This is a genomic window from Streptomyces sp. NPDC056948, from assembly GCF_042674225.1.
Lineage (GTDB): Bacteria > Actinomycetota > Actinomycetes > Streptomycetales > Streptomycetaceae > Streptomyces > Streptomyces purpurascens.
Window position 1 is genome coordinate 1 of sequence record NZ_JBHUQX010000188.1, and the last position, 17,124, is coordinate 17,124.

Here is a 17,124-nt window from a genome sequence, read left to right on the forward strand (position 1 = left end):
TGGATGTCGCGGGGGCGGAGATGGCTCTCCACCTCGATCTCGATCTGGCCGAGGCGGGGACGGTCGCCGCGCACGGCGGCCGCCGGCAGGAGCGGCCTCAGGCGCCGGGATGGAGGCGGACGCGGTGCGCGCCCACAGGCCGGAGGTACGATCCTTCGCCGGGGGGGACTGTGATCCGCATTCTGCTGGCCGAAGACATGCACATGATCCGTGGGGCGCTGGCAGCCCTGCTGGGCCTGGAGCCGGACATGGAGGTCGTGGCCGAGGTGGCGCGTGGGGATGCCGTCGTCCCCGCCGCTCTCGCCCACCACCCCACCGTCGCGGTGCTCGACCTGGAAATGCCCGGCGCCGACGGACTGTCCGCCGCCCGCGACCTCGGAGCCGCGCTTCCCGGCTGCCGGATCCTCATCCTCACCGCGTTGGGCCGACCCGAGGCACTGAGGTCGGCTCTCGCCGCCCAGGTGGGCGGGTTCATGCTCAAGGACGCCCAGCCGGATCAGCTCGCCGCCGCGATCCGCAGCGTGGCGGACGGGGAGCATGTCATCGATCCAAGACTGGCCGCTGCGGCGCTCACCGCCAAGGTGAACCCGCTCACCCCACGCGAGACCGATGTGCTGCGGCTGGCTGCCGCCGGCGCCGAGCTCTACGAGATCGCCCGCGAGTTGCACCTCTCGCAGGGCACCGTACGGAACTATCTCGGTGCGGCCGTCACCAAGCTCGATGCCCGCAACCGGCTCGACGCGGTGCGGATCGCCCGGGAGCACGGCTGGTTGGGGTGACACGGAGTCACCCGACGACGGAGACCGGAGCGGATTCCAGACGGACGGTCACAACGTAGCCGCGGCCGTGCGGGGCCGGTCCGGCCTCCAGGACCCCGCCCAGTGCCGTCGCGCGCTCACGTAGATTCCTCAGCCCGTTGCCGCCGGTACCCTCGCGTCCGCCCTTCCCCCGTGACGGCAGAGGGACCACGCGGCCGTCGTCCGCCACCCGCAACAGCCCAGGGCCGAAATACACCTCGCACCGGCGCGCTCCCGCCGCGTGTCGCAGCACGTTCGTCACCGCCTCGCGCAACACCGTCGCGAACAGTGCCTCCGACATTCCCGCCACCTCGTCCGACTCGCCGCGGACCCGCACGGCGACGCCCGCGGCGGCCAGTACTTCCCGGGCGGAGGCCACTTCCTCGGCCAGCGAGATCTCCACGCCTTCCCCCGGGATCGCCCGAAGGTCCGTCAGAGCCTGGTCCGCCAGCGCCGCCGCATCGGCGAGATGTCGGTCGGCCCGCTCCCGGTCAGGGTCGCGAAGCGCCAGCTCGCCCTTCAGGGCAATCGCCGACAGCCCGTAGCCCAGCAGGTCGTGGACGTCCCGGGCGATGCGCCGGCGCTCTCGCGCCACGGCCAGCGACGCCAGCGCTCCGCGGGCCTCCCGCACCTGGCGGACAAGGCCGCTGAGCAGGGCAAGGCCGTAGAAGACCGAAGCGATCACCACGATGTCCAGCAGGAGGAGAACGGTGCCATGGGCCCCGGGCCCGTCCGTCCTCAGCAGCATCGCGATCGCTGCCAGTGCGGTCAGCGACCCGGCCGCCGGCCAGGCGGTGCGCCCGGGGAGGACGATCAGCACCGAGGCGGCCGCGAACCCCACCAGCTGGGGGTACGGCCCGTCCGGAGCGGCCAGCACGCCCAGGGCGAGGGTGAGCTGCGCGCCCAGGGTCCACGCGACGTACGGGGGACGCACACCGGGCGGACGCGGCAGGGAGTGGTACGCCTGGAGTCCGACCACGGCCGCCAAGGCGGCCGCGTACGCGACAACCCGCCCGCCCGGCACCCCGGCACCGAGCAGGAAGACAGTGCCCACGATCAGGTACTCGACGTGGGTGGCGACCACGATGGGCCACACCAGCCGGGGCTCCAGGGCACGCGCAGGGGCGTCCGTCCCGTCGGCCGACTGTGCGGGCGGCGCGGCTCGTACGCGCTCCGTCGCCGCCCGCGCGATCGTCACGAGTTCCCGCGCCGCCCGCGTACCCTGCCCGGCCAGCCGGGTGATCTCCGCCAGGGCCGCTCCCAGTACCGCGTCCAGGTCGCGCCCGGCGCGCTCCCGTTCGGCCGCGACCCGGGCCTGCGCCAATGCGTCACGCGTGGCGCGGAGTTCGGTGTAGAGGTCGGTGAGCCGGGTCAGCGCATAGATGACCAATCCGTGGGCGAGGGCGTTCCCGATGCCGTTGAGAACGGAATGGACACTGCCGTCGCCGGATGCGAGCGGCCCCGCCGCCAGCACGACGACCGTGAACAGAGCCCATCGGAGGCGCCGTTCGAGGACCAGCAGCACGGAGGCGCCGAGAAAGCCGGGCAGCCCGGACCAGGGCATCAGCAGGACCTGGGCGGCGAGGGTCCAGGCCCCGCGCAGCCGCCGCGTCGAAGGCAGGCAGATGGCCAACTGGAGCAGCAGCGTCGGCACGGCGGCCGGGCGCGGCAGGACGACACCGGGCTCGAAGGCGAAGCCGAGAATGACGACGACGAGGATCACCGATACGACTGCCGGCGTCGGGCCGGCATCGGCCTCGGAGCCGGCATCCGTACCGGTCGAAGTTCTCGGCGCGGTGCCCCGGGGGCCGGTTCCCCTCCCGCGCCGAAATGCCCGGCCGCACCCGTTCATGAGGTCACGTTAGACGCACGCCGATGCACCGCACCCGCCCCACCCATGTGAAATACACATCGGCAGATGCGCCTCGCACTGCCGCCGCCCCGTCCCCGAGCGAGATCGTCGACGTATGCGTACGACGTCGATACGGACCCTCACCACGATGGCAGCCACCCTCACGATCACCTCCGCCGCGCTGCTCTCCGTCGCGGCCCCCGCTCACGCGGCGGCTCCGCCCCGTCTCGACTCCCTCGTCGACGCCGCCGTCGCCGACCACCTGGAAGACGACCGCATCCCCGGCGCGGCCGTCACCGTCGTAGCCGGCGGCCGGACCGTCCTGGCCAAGGGCTATGGCGTCGCCGACGTCCGCACCCGGACCCCGGTCGACCCGCACCGCACCGGTTTTTTCCTCGGCTCACTCGCCAAGCTGTTCACAGCACAGGCCGCCGCCCAGCTCGTCGCCGAGGGGGAGGTCGACCCGACGGCAGACGTCAACGACCACCTCCGTGCGGTCACCGTCCCCGACACGTACCCGGGGCGCCCCGTCACTCTGGACCAACTGCTCACCCACACCGGGGGCTTCGACAGTGACCTCGTCGGCCGGAACAGGACCGGTGCGAAGGACGTCGAACCGCTCGCCGAAAGCCTCGTGACACGCCGTCCGCCCCGGGTCCGTGCCCCGGGCACGACCGCCGCCTACGACAACTACGGCTACGCGCTCACGGGCCAGCTCGTCGCCGATGTCTCCGGCCAGTCCTTCCCCGCCTATGTCGACGAGCACATTCTGGGGCCCCTGGGCATGACTGGTTCCACGTTCGCCCAGCCGCCGCCGACCTCGATCGCCGCCGGTCTCGCCCGCGGCTACCGCCCCAGCGGTACGTCCGGCTGGACGGAGGACGAGGGCCAGTACGGTGCGTGGAGCCCGTCCGGGCCCGGTGCGGTCAGCACCGCCGTCGACATGGGCCGCTGGATGACGGGGCAGCTTACCGACGACACAACGGCGAACGGCCTCATGCAGCGGGTGCACTACCGGCAGGATCCCCGCATGCCCGGCCTGGGCTACGGATTCGAGGAGTGGCGACGCGGCGGGCGCACCGGTTGGTTCAAGGACGGCGACATCCCCGGCTTCCACTCCAACCTGCTGCTCGTCCCCGCCCGCGACGTGGGGGTGTTCGTCGTCTTCAACGGCGACGGCACGGACGGACGCGCCTCCTGGGACGGCAAGGACCTGATCAACCGGATCGTGGACGCCCCTCGTCCCGGACGACCGCGCATCCGCGGCCCCGGGCGCCGTGAGCGATCCGTCCCTCGACACGTACACGGGCACCTACCGCCCGGGCCGGGTCAGCCGCACCAGCCTCATGGCGTTGGAGGGCCTGGTCGCGAGTGTCACCGTCCGGAAGGACGGCGAGAACGGGCTGCGTACCACCGGGCTCTCCCTCGACCCCGACCAGCCGGAACAGAGCTGGCTCGCGCTCGGCGACGGCCTGTTCCAGGAGCGCGGCGGAAGCCGCGCGACGCTGGCCTTCACCCGGGGCGGCGTGCTCGTCTCGTCGGCTGTGCCGTCGAGCACGTACGCGAAGCTGACCTGGCGCCAGTCCCCGTCCCTGCACCTGGGACTGCTCGGTGCCGGCACGGGCACGCTGGTACTCGCCGCGATCGCCATTCCCGTAACCGCCCTGGTACGGCGGCTTCGGGGCCGAACCCCGCCTCCTCCCGCAGCACGGGTCGCACGCGCTACGGCCTCGGCGACCGGGCTGATCGCGGCCGCGTTCACGGCCGCACTCGCCGCAGTCGTCCGGGACGGCAACGCGATGATGGAAGCGGTGCTGCTGGGACCGCCGCTGCTGTCCATCGTGACGATGCTGGGAACAGCACTCGTGCCGTTGACACTGGGTGTGGTGGCGGGGGCGATCGCGGCCTGGCTCCGCGGCTGGTGGAACGTATCCGGCCGCATCCTGTTCACCCTCACAGCGGTGGCCGCGGTCGCGATGGCGAGCATGCTGCTCCAGTACCACCTGGTGGGCGGCCCGTTCGTCTGGCCGGCCAAGTGAACTCGGCCCGTGCGTGCCCGGCCGGTCCTGAACCTACGTCCAACCCGTACGAGGCACACGACCATCCGATGCCAATGCAAGCAGAGGAGCAGATCATGAGCACGTGGACCAGGCGCGGTCTTCTGGCCGTCGGAACGGCGACGGGAGTTGCCGCGCTCATCGGCGCCGGATCGCCGCCGCGGCGGCCGGAGCCGCTCGACATCGTCACCGGCGAGGACGGGTTCAGAGCCCCGGCCACCGCGGCCGCCGGCGCGGTGACCTTCCGGGTACGGACGACCAGTTCCCGTACCGGCATCGTCGGCATCGCCCGGCTCCGCCGCGGCATCGGTGAGGCCGCCTTCCGCAGGCACCTGCGCGACGTCTTCGAGAAGGAGAGTGCGCAGGACGTCATTCAGGCGTCCAGGGATCTGATGGCCGACGCCGAGCTGTTCGGCGGCGCCATGGCGGTCCGCGGTTCGCAGTCGTGCTTCACCGCGTGGCTGCCGCCCGGCCGGTACCTCGTCCTGGAGTACAAGGACTTCGAGGGGCCGTACATCGGACGCGATCCCCTCCCCGGCGCAGAGTACGTCAGCCCGCTCCTCGTCCACGCGGCGGACGACGCCGGAGCCGGGCGTCCGCGTCCGTCCGCCACCGTCACCGCCGTCGACACGGAGCGGGGCCCGCGCTTCGTCCTGGAGGGCCGCATCCACCGGGGCCGGACCGTGCGCTACGTGAACGCGATGCGAGGACAGGTCGACGAGCTCGCGGTGTACCCCCTCACGGACGACTCCGTCACCGAGGCCGACATCCAGGCGTTCTTCCAGAACCCGAAGGACCCGCACCCGCCCTTCGACCTCGCCGCGCAACTGGGCACGCCACCGCTCTCCCCGGGCCGGAGCGCGGTCCTCGGGATGCCCCTCGAGCAGGGCCGTTACGCCCTGACCAGTTGGGTCGCCAGTACGAAGGACGCACAACATCTGTCCGCTCACGGCCAGGTGCTCATCGTCGCCGTTCCCTGATCCACTCCTGGCCCGCGACGGGCCGGCACAACGCGCAGTCGTGGCACGTCTCAGGCGTTGGACCTGCTGGGCGCGGTCCCGGTGCTCTCCCGCACGACCAGGTGGGTGGCCAGCTCCATCCGCAGCGTCGGGCCGGGGAGCACGGTGTCCGCGCCCTGCAGCACGATGCGCGCCGCGAGGGCCGCCATCTCGCGCAACGGCTGGCTCACCGTGGTCAGCGGCGGGGAAGCCCAGGCGGCGTTCGGAACGTCGTCGAACCCCACGATGCTCACGTCGGTCGCGACCCGTAGCCCGGCCTGTCTGATCGCCTCGTATGCGCCCAGGGCCATCAGATCGCTGCAGGCGAAGACCGCGGTGGGCGGGTCGGGGAGGGTGAGCAGGTCACGCATGCCGGAGAACCCGGTTGTGTAGTAGAAGTCGCCGGGCCGCTGCAGGGCCGGGTCGACCTCGATGCCCGCTCCCTCGAGTGCCGCGCGGTACCCGTCCAGGCGTGCTCGCGCGCACAGCGCGTCCTCCAGGCCTCGCAGGATGCCGATCCTGCGGTGCCCCAGATCGAGCAGATGCCGGGTCGCGACCAAGCCGCCCTGCCAGTTCGTCGCGCCGACCGTCGGCACTCCGGCGTCGGGGCTGCCGACCGGGTCGACCACGGCCAGCGGGATACCGAGGGCATCGACCTGCTCGCGCTGGGCCGGGGTGAGATCCGTGACCGCCAGGATGATCCCGTCGGAGCCGCGCGTGGACACGTTGTCCAGCCAGCGCCCGGTGTCGGTGGTGGTTCCGTGGGCCGCGGTCACGACCACCTCGGCACCGTGCTCGGCCGCCGCGCTCTGCACTCCCTGCATCACCTCACCCGCCCACAGGCTGTCCACCTCCCGGATGACCAGGTCGACCCAGCCGGCCGTCCTCTTCGGGCGGGCGCGGCGGCGCAAGTAGTTGTGCCGCCGCAGCAGTTCCTCGATACGGGCCCGAGTCTCCGGCGCCACCTGTTCGTGGCCGTTGAGGACCTTGGAGACCGTCGGTGCCGAGACCCCGGCTTCCCGGGCGATCTCGGCGATGGTGACACGCGCAGCGGGATCAGCAGCGCCGGTCTGGACCGTCGCTCCGCTGCTGCTCCGTCCGCCGGGCATGAATGACCTCGTCTCTGTATCGGCTCGCTGCGGCAAGCATACGCAGCGCCGCCGATAGTTTCGGCAAGCCCTTGCTATGCCGATCGGCCTTCTCAGGGCGCACACTTGCCGCCACCTTCCCTTGACGACGCCCTGCACGTGCCCCTAACTTGCCCGACGTGCACAAGGAAAGTTGCCGAATGTTTCGGCCGTACGGGGGATGTGCCTCGATGAATCCAGGCGGTGCTCTGCGAGTCACCACGACCGTCGCCTCAGCTCTGGCGCTGGCTGTCGCCACCACAAGCTGCGACAGCTCCGGCGGCCCGGCATCCGGAAGGGTCACCATCCGGATCTCCACCTTCTCCAACATGGGCTTCAACAAGTCAGGGCTGTTCCAGGAGTACGAGAGACTCCACCCCGGCATCACCATCGAGGAGGACAACGCCGCCGACGAGGCCACCTACTGGCAGGCTCTGCAGCCCAAACTGAGCAGCGGTCAGGGCCTGGGCGACATCGTCAGCGTCGAAGTGGGCCGCATCCGCACCATCACCGGGAGCAAGGCCGGCATGTTCGCCGATCTCTCACACGCCCCGGGTGTGCGCGCCGACTCCTTCTACCCGTGGAAGTGGGCCCAGGCCAAGGCCGAGGACGGCCGGGTGCTCGGCCTGGGGACCGACATCGGCCCCATGGCGGTGTGTTACCGCAAGGACCTGTTCCGGCAGGCCGGGTTGCCGACACATCGCGATGCCGTGGGCGACCTGTGGGCAGCCGGCTGGGAGAGGTACGTGGACGTCGGCGAGAGATTCCAGAAGCAGACCGAGGACAAGAGCCTGCGCTTCATGGACACCGGCAACGGCCTCTTCAACGCCATGATCTTCGGACAGACCACGTCCTACTACGACTCCTCCGGCACGTTGGTCTACGACAGCAACCCCGGCGTCCGGCGGGCCTACGACCTGGCCGCCCGGGCCAACGCCTCGGGGATGACCGCCAAGCTGCAGCAGTTCCAGACCAACTGGCGCAAGTCGTTCTCGGCTGCGAAGTTCGCCACCGTGGTCTGCCCCTCCTGGATGCTCGGCCAGATCTCCCAGGCTGCCGGTCCCGGAGGCGAGGGCCAGTGGGACATCGCCAGAGCACCTGCCCCCGCCAACTGGGGCGGTTCCTTCCTGACCGTTCCCGAGAACAGCGAGGTCCGGGGCGAGGCCGAGAAACTCGCCGCCTGGCTGACCGATCCGGCCCAGCAGGCCAAGACCTTCGCCAGCGCCTCCGCGGGCAACTTCCCGTCCTCCCGCACCGCCGCCGCCGACCCCTCGGTCGCCGACACCCGAAGCCCGTACTTCAGCAACGCTCCCGTGGGACGCATCTTCGGGACCGCGGCGAAGGACATGCCGACGCTGAACATCGGTCCGGATCAGGGCCTGATCACCAACGTCATCTCCAGCGGTCTGACCCGGGTCGAGCAACAGGGAATGAACCCGGACGAGTCCTGGCGGCAGTCCCTGGGCGAGGTCGAGTCGGCCATCGGGAAGGACTGAGCGATCCGCAATGGCATCCCCCCTCGCGCCCACCTCCTCCTCCGTGCGGCGCGCCGCACGGCGCGGCCGGCGCTACCGCCGGGGCCTCAAGATCACCCCGTACACGTATGTGGCGCCGTTCTTCGTGCTGTTCGGTACGTTCGGCCTCTATCCACTGGCGTACACCGCCTGGCTGTCCCTGCACGACGTTCCGCTTGTCGAGCTGACCGCGCTGTCCTGGACCGGACTGGGGAACTACGACGAACTGCTGACCAGCCCGCAGTTCTGGAAGGCGACGCTCAACACACTCTCCATCGGGCTCATTTCGGCGGTTCCTCAACTGCTGATGGCGCTCGGCCTGGCGCACCTGCTGAACTACCGTCTGCGCGGCGCGCTGGTGTGGCGGGTGGCGTCACTGGTGCCGTACGCAACCTCGGCAGGCGCCGCCGCGCTGTTCTTCCAGTTCGCGTTCAGCCGCGACTTCGGCCTGGTGAACTGGGCACTGCACAGTCTGGGCCTGGGCCCTGTGGACTGGGAGGGCGGCACCCTCTCCTCCCAGCTGGCCGTCTCCGCCATCGTCATCTGGCGCTGGACCGGCTACAACGCGCTGCTGTTCCTGGCCGCGATCCAGGCGATCCCGCAGGAGCGCTACGAGGCGGCGGCACTGGACGGCGCCTCCCGCTGGCAGCAGCTCCTCAACGTGACGGTCCCCGGTATCCGCCCCACCATCGTCTTCACGATCGTGATCTCCACCATCGGCAGCATCCAGCTGTTCGGCGAACCGCTGATCTTCGGGGGCGGGTCGCAAGCGGTGCAGGGCGGTGCCGACGGCCAATACCAGACACTTGGCCTGCTCCTCTATCAGACGGGTTGGGCGAACGGGAACGCCGGGCGGGCCTCGGCGCTGGCCTGGCTGATGTTTCTGCTGATCATCCTGATCGCGCTGGCCCAGGCGGTTGTCGCGCGACGCGCACGGAGGCGATGACGCCATGACCGCCCCGACGGAGACAACCATCTCCCGCCGTCCCTCGCGGGTGCGCGGCCCCGATGCCCGCGGTGTCCGCCCTCGCCGCTCCGCGTCACCGTTTAGGCCCGGTGCCGGCCGGCAGGCGCACGGCGGCCCGGTCGCCTACCTGCTGCTCGGTCTGATGGCCGTGATCTCGCTGTTCCCCCTGTACTGGACGATCGTCGCCGCCTCGACCTCCAGCCAGGCCCTCAACCGAGCGGCCCCTCCGCTGCTGCCGGGCGGCAGGCTGATCAGCAACCTGGGCGCTGCCTGGCGGAACGCGGATCTGGGCAAGGCTGTCCTCAACTCCTTCGTCGTGTCCGGGTCGGTGGCAGCGTCCACGGTGCTGTTCGCCACCCTCGCCGGCTACGCCTTCGCCAAGCTTCGTTTCCGGTTTCGCACCGCCCTTGTGCTGGTCGTCATCGCCACCGCCGCGGTGCCGCCCCAGCTCAGTGTGATTCCGCTGTTCCAGATCATGACCTCACTGGGCTGGTACGGCCGTCTGCCGGCGGTGATCGCCCCAACGCTGGTCAGCGCGGTCGGGGTGTTCTTCATGCGCCAGCACCTCGCCGAGGCACTGCCCGACGAACTCATCGAGGCGGCCCGGGTGGACGGCGCGGGCTCCCATCGGATCTATTGGCACGTGGTCCTGCCCGCGGCTCGGCCCGGGATGCTGGTGCTGTTCCTGATCACGTTCGTGCAGTCCTGGAACGACTTCTTCTGGCCGTTCGTCGTCCTCACCTCGGAGAACCCGACAGTGCAGGTGGCGACGGTCAAGCTGGCCCAGGGCTACGTCCCCGACCAGTCGGTGATCATGGCTGGAGCGCTCCTCGGGACCCTGCCGCTGCTGCTCCTCTTCCTGGTGTTCGGCCGACGCATCGTCGGCAATCTGACGCAGGGCGCCCTGAAGGGCTGACCGCGCCTCGCGGTTCGGTGAACCGACCCGCGCCTGAGTGCCCGCTGACTGTGCATTCCAATGGATCCGACCCCGACGAGCAGGTGGGTTTGTGCTCTGGAATTCCGGCTCGCAACCGCACGAGTTGTCCGATGCCGAACTGCTGCAGATGGTGAGCAATGGAGCTCCCGACGCATTTGGTGTGCTGCAACGCCGCCACGAACGCGCGGCGTGGGCCTATGCCTCCACGTGCTTGAAGTCACCTGGTGACGCACAAGCGGTGACCGCATACGCCCTGACCGGATTGCGCCTGAGGATCGGGCGGGCCGAGACGGGCGAAAACTGCGTCCGCATCAGCATTCTCAACACCATCCGCGGCGTAGCCATCCAATGGGCAGCTCTGAATCCGACCATGCTGACTCCGTCGTTCGGCCGATGGGTCGATGCCGGAGCGATGTGGTCACTGACGGAGGACGCCGAACTCCGTTCCGCCTTCGAGGAGTTGCCCGGCGCTCAACAGTGTTTGCTGTGGCACGCGATAGTCGAGGGTGACAGTCCGGCCACCGTGGGCAGCATCGCGGGAATCCCGGCAGGCGGCGTGAGCGAGTATGTCGCACAAGCGGTGCATTCCCTTCGCCGCGGCTGTGCCGAGAGGTACGCGTTGCGCCTGGACCGGGAGGATTGTCTGGGCTTCGTGAACGCCGTCGTATTCGGTTCGGCCGAGTCCTGGGCCGATGCGGCTGACACGACGCATCTGCGGGAGTGTCCGGAGTGCCGCGAGGTCTTCCGGGAACTGCGCGACCTGAGCGTCCGGCTCGCCGCCCGGCTTCCGCAACGACTGCTGGGGTGGTGGCCGGCCGAAGCCTACCGCTCGGCCAAGTACGAGGTCGCCGGTGCCACCGCCCCGGTCTCAGCAGCCGCTCGACGTACCCGCGGCGCGTTCCTGCGCGTCGCCCGAAGCGGACGACGACGTCGCACTCGGCCGTCAGGGTACTGGTACGTGGCTGCCCTGGGCTTCCTGCTCGTGCTTGTGGCGTTCGGCCTGTACGCGCTGGCCGCGAAGCGCCCATGAGGCACCTTCGAACTCACCGAAACAAGGGGGCGCCATGACGTCATATCAGCCCTGTGACGACCCGTCATGCTCCGGGGAATCAGTTGCTGGACAACACGTGTGCTCGCGGTCCGTCCCGCCGGTCTTCATTCCGAACGCCGCTGCCCCATTGGACCCGGCGTCCGTGTCGGCCTTCGATCACCCGGAGCCGTCACCGGTCGTCCCGGCGAGCGACAGCCAAGAGGTCAGCGAGCACAACCCCGCGTTCCGCCGCACGGCGGTGTTGGCCGCGGTATTCGTCGGAGCGGCCTCTCTTCTTGCACTCCTTGTGTCTTCTCCCGAGAGGTCGCCTACGACCAGCCTCGCCCCTGCGTCGGAACTGCCGCCGTCGCGACTGCCGACTCCCCAGCCACCACCGCTCGTCACCGGTTCGCCCGCGGAATCGCACACACCTGTACGCAGAAAGTCGTCGCCTACTCCATCCGCTTCCGAGTCGCGCGCCGAGCCCACCCGCCGGCCACGCCCGTCACCGACCGCTCGAGCGACCAGTCAGCCGCTCGCCTATTCGTACGTCGGAACACGCTCGAACCTGTGTCTCGATGTCCCCTATGCTTCGCGGGCCGAGGGCACGCAACTCAATATCTGGCCCTGCCACGGAGGAAGCAATCAGCAGTTCACGCACACGGTCGACGGCGAACTGCGCGTCTATGGCGACCGCTGCGTGACCGCGAGTGGGGGCGCCGTCCGAAGCGCACCGGTCGTCATCGCGCCCTGCACCTCCGACGCCCGGCAGCGATGGCAACTGGCGGGCGACGGCACGATACGACAGGCGGGCATGTGCGTCGACGTAACCCACGGCTACAACGATCCCGGCACGCCCATCGAAATATGGGACTGCGTGGTGGCGAGCAATCAGCAATGGTCACGTGTGCCACCTGCCAAGTGACACGGAGGCCCCCCGCCGACGATGTCCCGGACCGAGGTCAAACCAAGTACGTCTCCCCGTCGCTGCCGATGGCGACCATCGACTGATGCTCCCGGCTGTACCGGATCACCCACACCTGACGGGGGTCGCCGGCGTCGCACCGTGCCTGTGCGACACGGGCCGCGCCGGCCTCCATGTCCCGCAGACACAGGCCTGTTCCCGAGTTGTGCAGCAGCAGCCGAGCGCCTCGGACGTGGTCCTCCACCCACTTCTGGTTCGTACTGCCGTCGCAGTCGGCCGTGCGCACCTTGTTCGCCGACCCCGGCACCGGTTCCAGACAGTCGCCGCCCGCCGCGGACCGGAGCACTGCGGTCGGGCCGTACGGGATGTCCGGCCTGGTGGTCGCCGACGCCGAAGGGCTCGGGGGCGGCGGTGTGATCGTCGACTCGTAGGGCTGCAGCGCGAAGTAACACGCCGTCACCACGGCCACTCCCGCGCCGACGGACGCGGCACTCTTGGCGAAGGGGAGGGCGTGCCACGACGAGGCGAGCACGGTGGGGTCGGAGACCGCCGCCCCGGACGCGCTCAGTGCGGCGGCCGACGCCTTCGCCGTGCCCGCGGCGGAAGCCAGCTCGGCGCCCACCCCGAACAGAATGGCGCCGGGCAGCACGACCCGCAGACGGGCATTGAGGTCGGTGAGGTCCACGAAGGCCTGACGGCAGTCGGCGCAGTCCCCGAGATGACGCTTGAGGTCCCTGCCCGGCCGCCGCCGGCGTCGTACGGCCGCTGCCAGCAGACCGCTGTACCGGCCGCAGACGCTGTCCTCGTCCTGGTCGCCCGCATGGGCGTGGACGCTGAGATACGCCTCGCGCAACCCCTCCCGCGCCCGCTCGGCGAGCGACGTCACTCCGCTCTCACTGATCCCGAGGCGCTCGGCGACCTTCGCAGTCGGCTCCTTTTGCACCGTCGTGTACCACAGGACCGTTTGCCAGCGCTCGGGCAACTGCTGGAAGCTGCGGACGACAAGGGCACCCTCTTCGCGGCTGAGCACCATTTCCTCGCCGGTGAGGGCCTCGTCCACCTCGTCCTGAAGATCGTCGCTGGGCAATGCCCGGCCGTTCACGACCGCCCAGTCGATGACGATGCGTCTCACCGCGGTGAGGAGGTAGGGGCGCCACGGGCCACGCGGTCCACCACCGCGACGGACCGCTTCGATCGTCCTGGCGAAGGCCTCGGATGCCGCGTCGTCCGCCGTATGAGCGTCCCGGCAGCGGGAAACGGCGTACGCGCGCACCGCGGTGTGATGACGCCGGTACAGCTCGGCGAGCTCTTCTTCCGCGGTCTCACCGCCGCGAAGCGGTGCCGCCAGTTCGTCGTCCGTCCGTTCGACGTGACTGCCTTGTTGCGTCGTAGACATCCAAACACCTGACTTCCGAGCGTACGAGCCTTGGAGAGGCCGTACGCGTGGGGGACTTGCCGCAGACGGTGCGCAGTGGGGCCACATGCGCGACGGGTGCGGTTCGCCCAGCAGGGAGGAGGCCGACAGCGGGCCACGGGGCTGTCGCCACATCGTGGCCAAACGTTTCGGCGGGAGTCAAGGTAAAGCGTGGGCAATGTCGCGAGACACGGTTGCCCCGCACGCGTTCTTCCTGGTGAAGGCAGTGGCAGCAGCACGTGTACGGGGTCGGCCGAGGGGCCGGACTCGCGCCGGAATGGAGGGGTGGGCAGCCGAACCAGGGGTGGGCAGGGCGTGCGTCGGGGAGGACGGCCGTCCTGGGCCCAAGTGCGTTCGGGCATGAGTACGTCGTGCCATCTGCGGGTGGACAGCCAAGCGGGCCGCTCCGCGAGTCGGTCGCGCGATGGATCAGTCCAGGTCCCGGCGTAGCCGACGGGCCATGCCTCTCGGATCCGAGTTACGGAGTGCCAGGTACCGCATCTGCCGATAGGCCGTGTCGTCCCACCACCCCAGGAGCATGGCCGGCAGGTGCAGCCGGAGTCCGATGTCCAGATGGGTGAGATCCGCCTCGGCCCGTGAGCACGAGGGGCAGCACGCCGCATGCCCTGTCGCGGCCATGTCGCGAGAGGTCGTGTACACCGTGAGGTGCTGTACGAACGAGGCACACGAGGGACGACCGCTGACCGCTCGCTGATAGGCGGTCAGGTAGAGGTCGCTCAGCATGTGCTGGGCGCGCTGACGCGCCATGGCCAGCCTGCCCGGCGACAGGCCCAGCATGTCGGAGATGAGCGCGGGGTGGTCGTCCTCGACGGCCAGGTGCCACAGAGCTGTCTGCCAGCGAGCCGGCAGACAGCGGTACGCCTCGTACAGCGGCGTGGGTCCTTGCGGGGGCCAAGGGCCGACGGATTCGACGATCCACTCCCGGAAGCCTTCGGTGACCGCGCAGGACTCGGGATTCGAACGCCATGCCCCGGCCGCCACGGACCGTGCCGTGTCCAGCAGATGGATTCGAGGGACGGCATGCGTCGGGTGATGCCCCGATGCCCGGAGCACATGACGGAACGTGAGTTCAGTGGCCCAGTCCACCATGGCCGGATCCGTCAAGCAGGTGTTGAGGTAGCCGCAGACCGCGGCTTGATGCCGTCCTACGAGCACGCTGAGCGCTTCACCGCCGCCTCGGTGCACGCGGTCGACGAGCAGGGAGCCGCCTGCCGCCGTCCGACGCCGCGACAGGCGCGTCCATGGCAGTTGCCCGAGCAGCTCCCGAATGCGACTGCCTGCCTCCCGGGCTGCCAGCGCCTGTTGGGCCGGGTCCGGCCCGAACGACGCACGAGGTGGTTCGAGCGAGGGAGTGGCGAGAGCGCCGGGGGCGGTCCGCTTCGGCGTGGCGATGAGGCCCTTGCGGTGCGCGGGGAGCCGTTTGGGAACATCCGCTCTGTGCATCGGTGCCGGGCCTTTCCGTCGGGGACGAGGACATGCGGGCACCGCGAGGCGGCGGCACAGCCCGCGCGGCGTCGTGGTCCGTCGCGTGGTCCTCTGCTCGGTCGCGGTGGTCGTCATGACAGACGGATCCGTCCACGCACAGTCCTGCCACTTGACTGCTCCTTTACCTTCCACCACCCCAGGTAAAGCATCGGCAAAGCACCGGGACGGGTGGCGGGCACGCCGGTCTGACCTGATGGCAGGACCGGACAGTGAGGAGACCTCCAGGCCTTGCCCGGATTCCCCATGCGATTTCCGCGGGCTCGGACAGCACGCGCCGCTCTCCATGTGAGCCGCATTCCGGACGAGCCAAATTAACGCCTAATGCCCGAATTAGCGGGGGCCGATCCTCTATTCCTTTTCCCCTTTACATGCCTGGAGGTGCGCTCGACATTCGCCTCAGTGCGTTCGACGCCGGACCCCCACCCCTGAGCTGCGCTGCGACTTCACGCCGCGGAGCCCTGCAGTGCTGCCCAAATTCGGAATGCGGTGCATTTATGAACGGCATGCGGTTCAGTTCAAGATTCTTTTCCGGGTTCGGCGGCCGGGGCTCGACCGGGGAAGCGTGCAGGTCACCCCGGCAATACTCGGTACAGGAATCCGAGACTTGGATGCGACTCCAGCGGAAGAATTCACGGGATCGGGTTGCGGAATCGTTATCCGACGCGATAGCAATTCCCAGCAATCAATTGCTCCGGCGTTCGAAGCCGGATCTCCTTCGGCGAGCCCCCAGTTCTGTGCCGCCGAAGTCCGACTGGAGGTCAAACCATGTCCCATCAGCGACGAGCCAACCATCGCCGCATGAACAAGAAGACCGGAACCATCGCGGTCTCGAGTGCGGTGGCCCTCGCCGCGGCAGCGGTCCTCCTGCCTCACGCCAACGCCAGCACCGACGCCGACGACCCTCGGGAGCTCAGTCTGCGAGCCGCGACCGAGCTCGGCCAGACCCTGTCGTCCGACCTCGGTGACAAGGCGGCCGGCTGGTACTACGACGACCGTTCCGACCGTCTGGTCATGAACGTGCTGGGTGAGGACGAGGCCGACCAGGCCTCTTCCGAGGGTGCCGAGGCCCGGGTCGTGAAGTACAGCACCGAGGAACTCGAGTCCGCGGCGGAGAAGCTGGGCGAGTCGCCCGTGGGGGGCACCGCCTGGTCCGTCGACCCGCGCACCAACAAGCTGTCGGTGATCGTGGACGGCACGGTCAAGGGCGACGACTGGGCGAAGCTGTCGCGCCAGACCGAGCGGCTGGGTGACCGGGTCACCGTCAAGCGGGTCGGCGGCGAGTTCAAGCCCTTCGCCGGCGGCGGGGACGCCATCTACGCGGGCCGTGGCCTCTGCTCGCTCGGATTCAACGTCACCAAGGGCGGCAAGCCCGGGTTCCTGACGGCCGGTCACTGCACCGCGGCCGGCGGTGACGAGTGGTCCCTCGAGCAGGGTGGTCAGCCGGTCGCGAAGGTCACCGACAAGGAATGGCCCGGCAGTGACTGGGCTCTGGCCATGTACAACGACCCCAAGGCCGACGCTCCGAGCCTCGTGAACCTGGGCAGTGGGGGGAACCAGAAGATCTCCGGTGCCGCGGCGGCGGTGGTCGGCATGGAGGTCAAGCGCATGGGCACGACGACGGGGCTGCATGACGGCAAGGTCACGGGCCTCGACATGACGGTCAACTACCAGACGGGAGAGACGGTCGAGGGACTCATCCGGACCGATGTCTGCTCAGAGCCGGGCGACAGCGGCGGTGCCATGTTCGCAGGCGACAAGGCGGTGGGGCTCACCTCGGGCGGGAGTGGCGACTGCGCCTCCGGCGGCGTGACGTTCTTCCAGCCGGTGCTCGAAGCCCTTGAGGCAACGGGGTCCCAGATAGGCGGCGGCGAGGCTCCGGGCACTCCCCCGAGCGACGACTGCGGCGGCGGCAAGCCCTCTGAGCCGGCCGAGCCCTCTGAGCCGGCTGACCCGTCCCAGCCGGCCGAGCCGGGTCAGCCGGGAGAGCCCGGCCCGCCGGA

13 protein-coding genes and 1 pseudogene are annotated in these 17,124 nt (G+C 69.8%); 10 read left to right on the forward strand and 4 right to left on the reverse strand.

Annotated elements, in window-relative coordinates:
• Positions 1-170 precede the first annotated feature (170 nt).
• The gene (locus tag ACFTZL_RS23860; protein WP_382586300.1) at positions 171-779 is read left to right on the forward strand and encodes a DNA-binding response regulator; all 609 of its coding nucleotides are present in this window, start codon (positions 171-173) and stop codon (positions 777-779) included.
• Between the two features lie 7 nt (positions 780-786).
• On the opposite strand, the gene ACFTZL_RS23865 is transcribed toward ACFTZL_RS23860, so the two are convergent.
• A complete protein-coding gene (locus tag ACFTZL_RS23865) occupies positions 787-2,520 on the reverse strand; it encodes a sensor histidine kinase (protein WP_382586303.1) in 1,734 nt (577 codons plus the stop codon).
• A gap of 277 nt (positions 2,521-2,797) precedes the next feature.
• Between ACFTZL_RS23865 and ACFTZL_RS23870 the strand changes: the two are divergent.
• The 3 genes and pseudogenes from ACFTZL_RS23870 to ACFTZL_RS23880 form a co-directional block, all read left to right on the forward strand.
• Positions 2,798-3,781, forward strand: a pseudogene (locus tag ACFTZL_RS23870) (serine hydrolase domain-containing protein); the annotation flags it as partial.
• A gap of 145 nt (positions 3,782-3,926) precedes the next feature.
• Entirely contained in the window at positions 3,927-4,688 is a 762-nt protein-coding gene (locus ACFTZL_RS23875; protein WP_382586332.1) for a hypothetical protein, read from the forward strand.
• Between the two features lie 95 nt (positions 4,689-4,783).
• A complete protein-coding gene (locus ACFTZL_RS23880) occupies positions 4,784-5,686 on the forward strand; it encodes a hypothetical protein (RefSeq protein ID WP_382586335.1) in 903 nt (300 codons plus the stop codon).
• Between the two features lie 50 nt (positions 5,687-5,736).
• Here the strand turns inward: ACFTZL_RS23880 and ACFTZL_RS23885 are convergent, their stop codons facing one another.
• Entirely contained in the window at positions 5,737-6,813 is a 1,077-nt protein-coding gene (locus ACFTZL_RS23885; RefSeq protein WP_382586306.1) for a LacI family DNA-binding transcriptional regulator, read from the reverse strand.
• A 209-nt stretch (positions 6,814-7,022) separates the two neighbouring features.
• Here ACFTZL_RS23885 and ACFTZL_RS23890 point away from each other — a divergent pair, with 209 nt between their 5' ends.
• The 5 genes from ACFTZL_RS23890 (at position 7,023) to ACFTZL_RS23910 (ending at position 12,204) form a co-directional block, all read left to right on the forward strand.
• Complete coding sequence (locus ACFTZL_RS23890) at positions 7,023-8,327, forward strand: ABC transporter substrate-binding protein (protein ID WP_382586309.1); 1,305 nt, start codon at positions 7,023-7,025, stop codon at positions 8,325-8,327.
• Between the two features lie 10 nt (positions 8,328-8,337).
• A complete protein-coding gene (locus ACFTZL_RS23895) occupies positions 8,338-9,291 on the forward strand; it encodes a carbohydrate ABC transporter permease (RefSeq protein ID WP_382586312.1) in 954 nt (317 codons plus the stop codon).
• A 4-nt stretch (positions 9,292-9,295) separates the two neighbouring features.
• Positions 9,296-10,228, forward strand: coding sequence for a carbohydrate ABC transporter permease (locus tag ACFTZL_RS23900; RefSeq protein WP_382586315.1), 933 nt, complete (start codon positions 9,296-9,298; stop codon positions 10,226-10,228).
• 91 nt (positions 10,229-10,319) lie between these two features.
• Positions 10,320-11,279 (forward strand): RNA polymerase sigma factor, encoded by a 960-nt coding sequence (locus ACFTZL_RS23905; RefSeq protein ID WP_382586318.1) that lies wholly within the window; start codon positions 10,320-10,322, stop codon positions 11,277-11,279.
• A 163-nt stretch (positions 11,280-11,442) separates the two neighbouring features.
• Positions 11,443-12,204, forward strand: a complete 762-nt coding sequence (locus tag ACFTZL_RS23910; RefSeq protein ID WP_382586321.1) for a ricin-type beta-trefoil lectin domain protein — start codon at positions 11,443-11,445, stop codon at positions 12,202-12,204.
• Positions 12,205-12,241: 37 nt separating this feature from the next.
• On the opposite strand, the gene ACFTZL_RS23915 is transcribed toward ACFTZL_RS23910, so the two are convergent.
• Together ACFTZL_RS23915 and ACFTZL_RS23920 are read right to left on the reverse strand one after the other, a co-directional pair.
• Positions 12,242-13,600, reverse strand: coding sequence for a sigma-70 family RNA polymerase sigma factor (locus ACFTZL_RS23915; protein WP_382586323.1), 1,359 nt, complete (start codon positions 13,598-13,600; stop codon positions 12,242-12,244).
• 447 nt (positions 13,601-14,047) lie between these two features.
• Positions 14,048-15,082 carry a hypothetical protein gene (locus ACFTZL_RS23920; RefSeq protein WP_382586326.1) on the reverse strand — a complete coding sequence of 345 codons (1,035 nt, stop codon included), beginning with the start codon at positions 15,080-15,082 and terminating at the stop codon, positions 14,048-14,050.
• A gap of 840 nt (positions 15,083-15,922) precedes the next feature.
• On the opposite strand from ACFTZL_RS23920, the gene ACFTZL_RS23925 reads away from it, so the two are divergent.
• Positions 15,923-17,124, forward strand: a 1,202-nt coding sequence (locus ACFTZL_RS23925; RefSeq protein ID WP_382586329.1) for a S1 family peptidase, incomplete at its 3' end; no start/stop codon positions are given.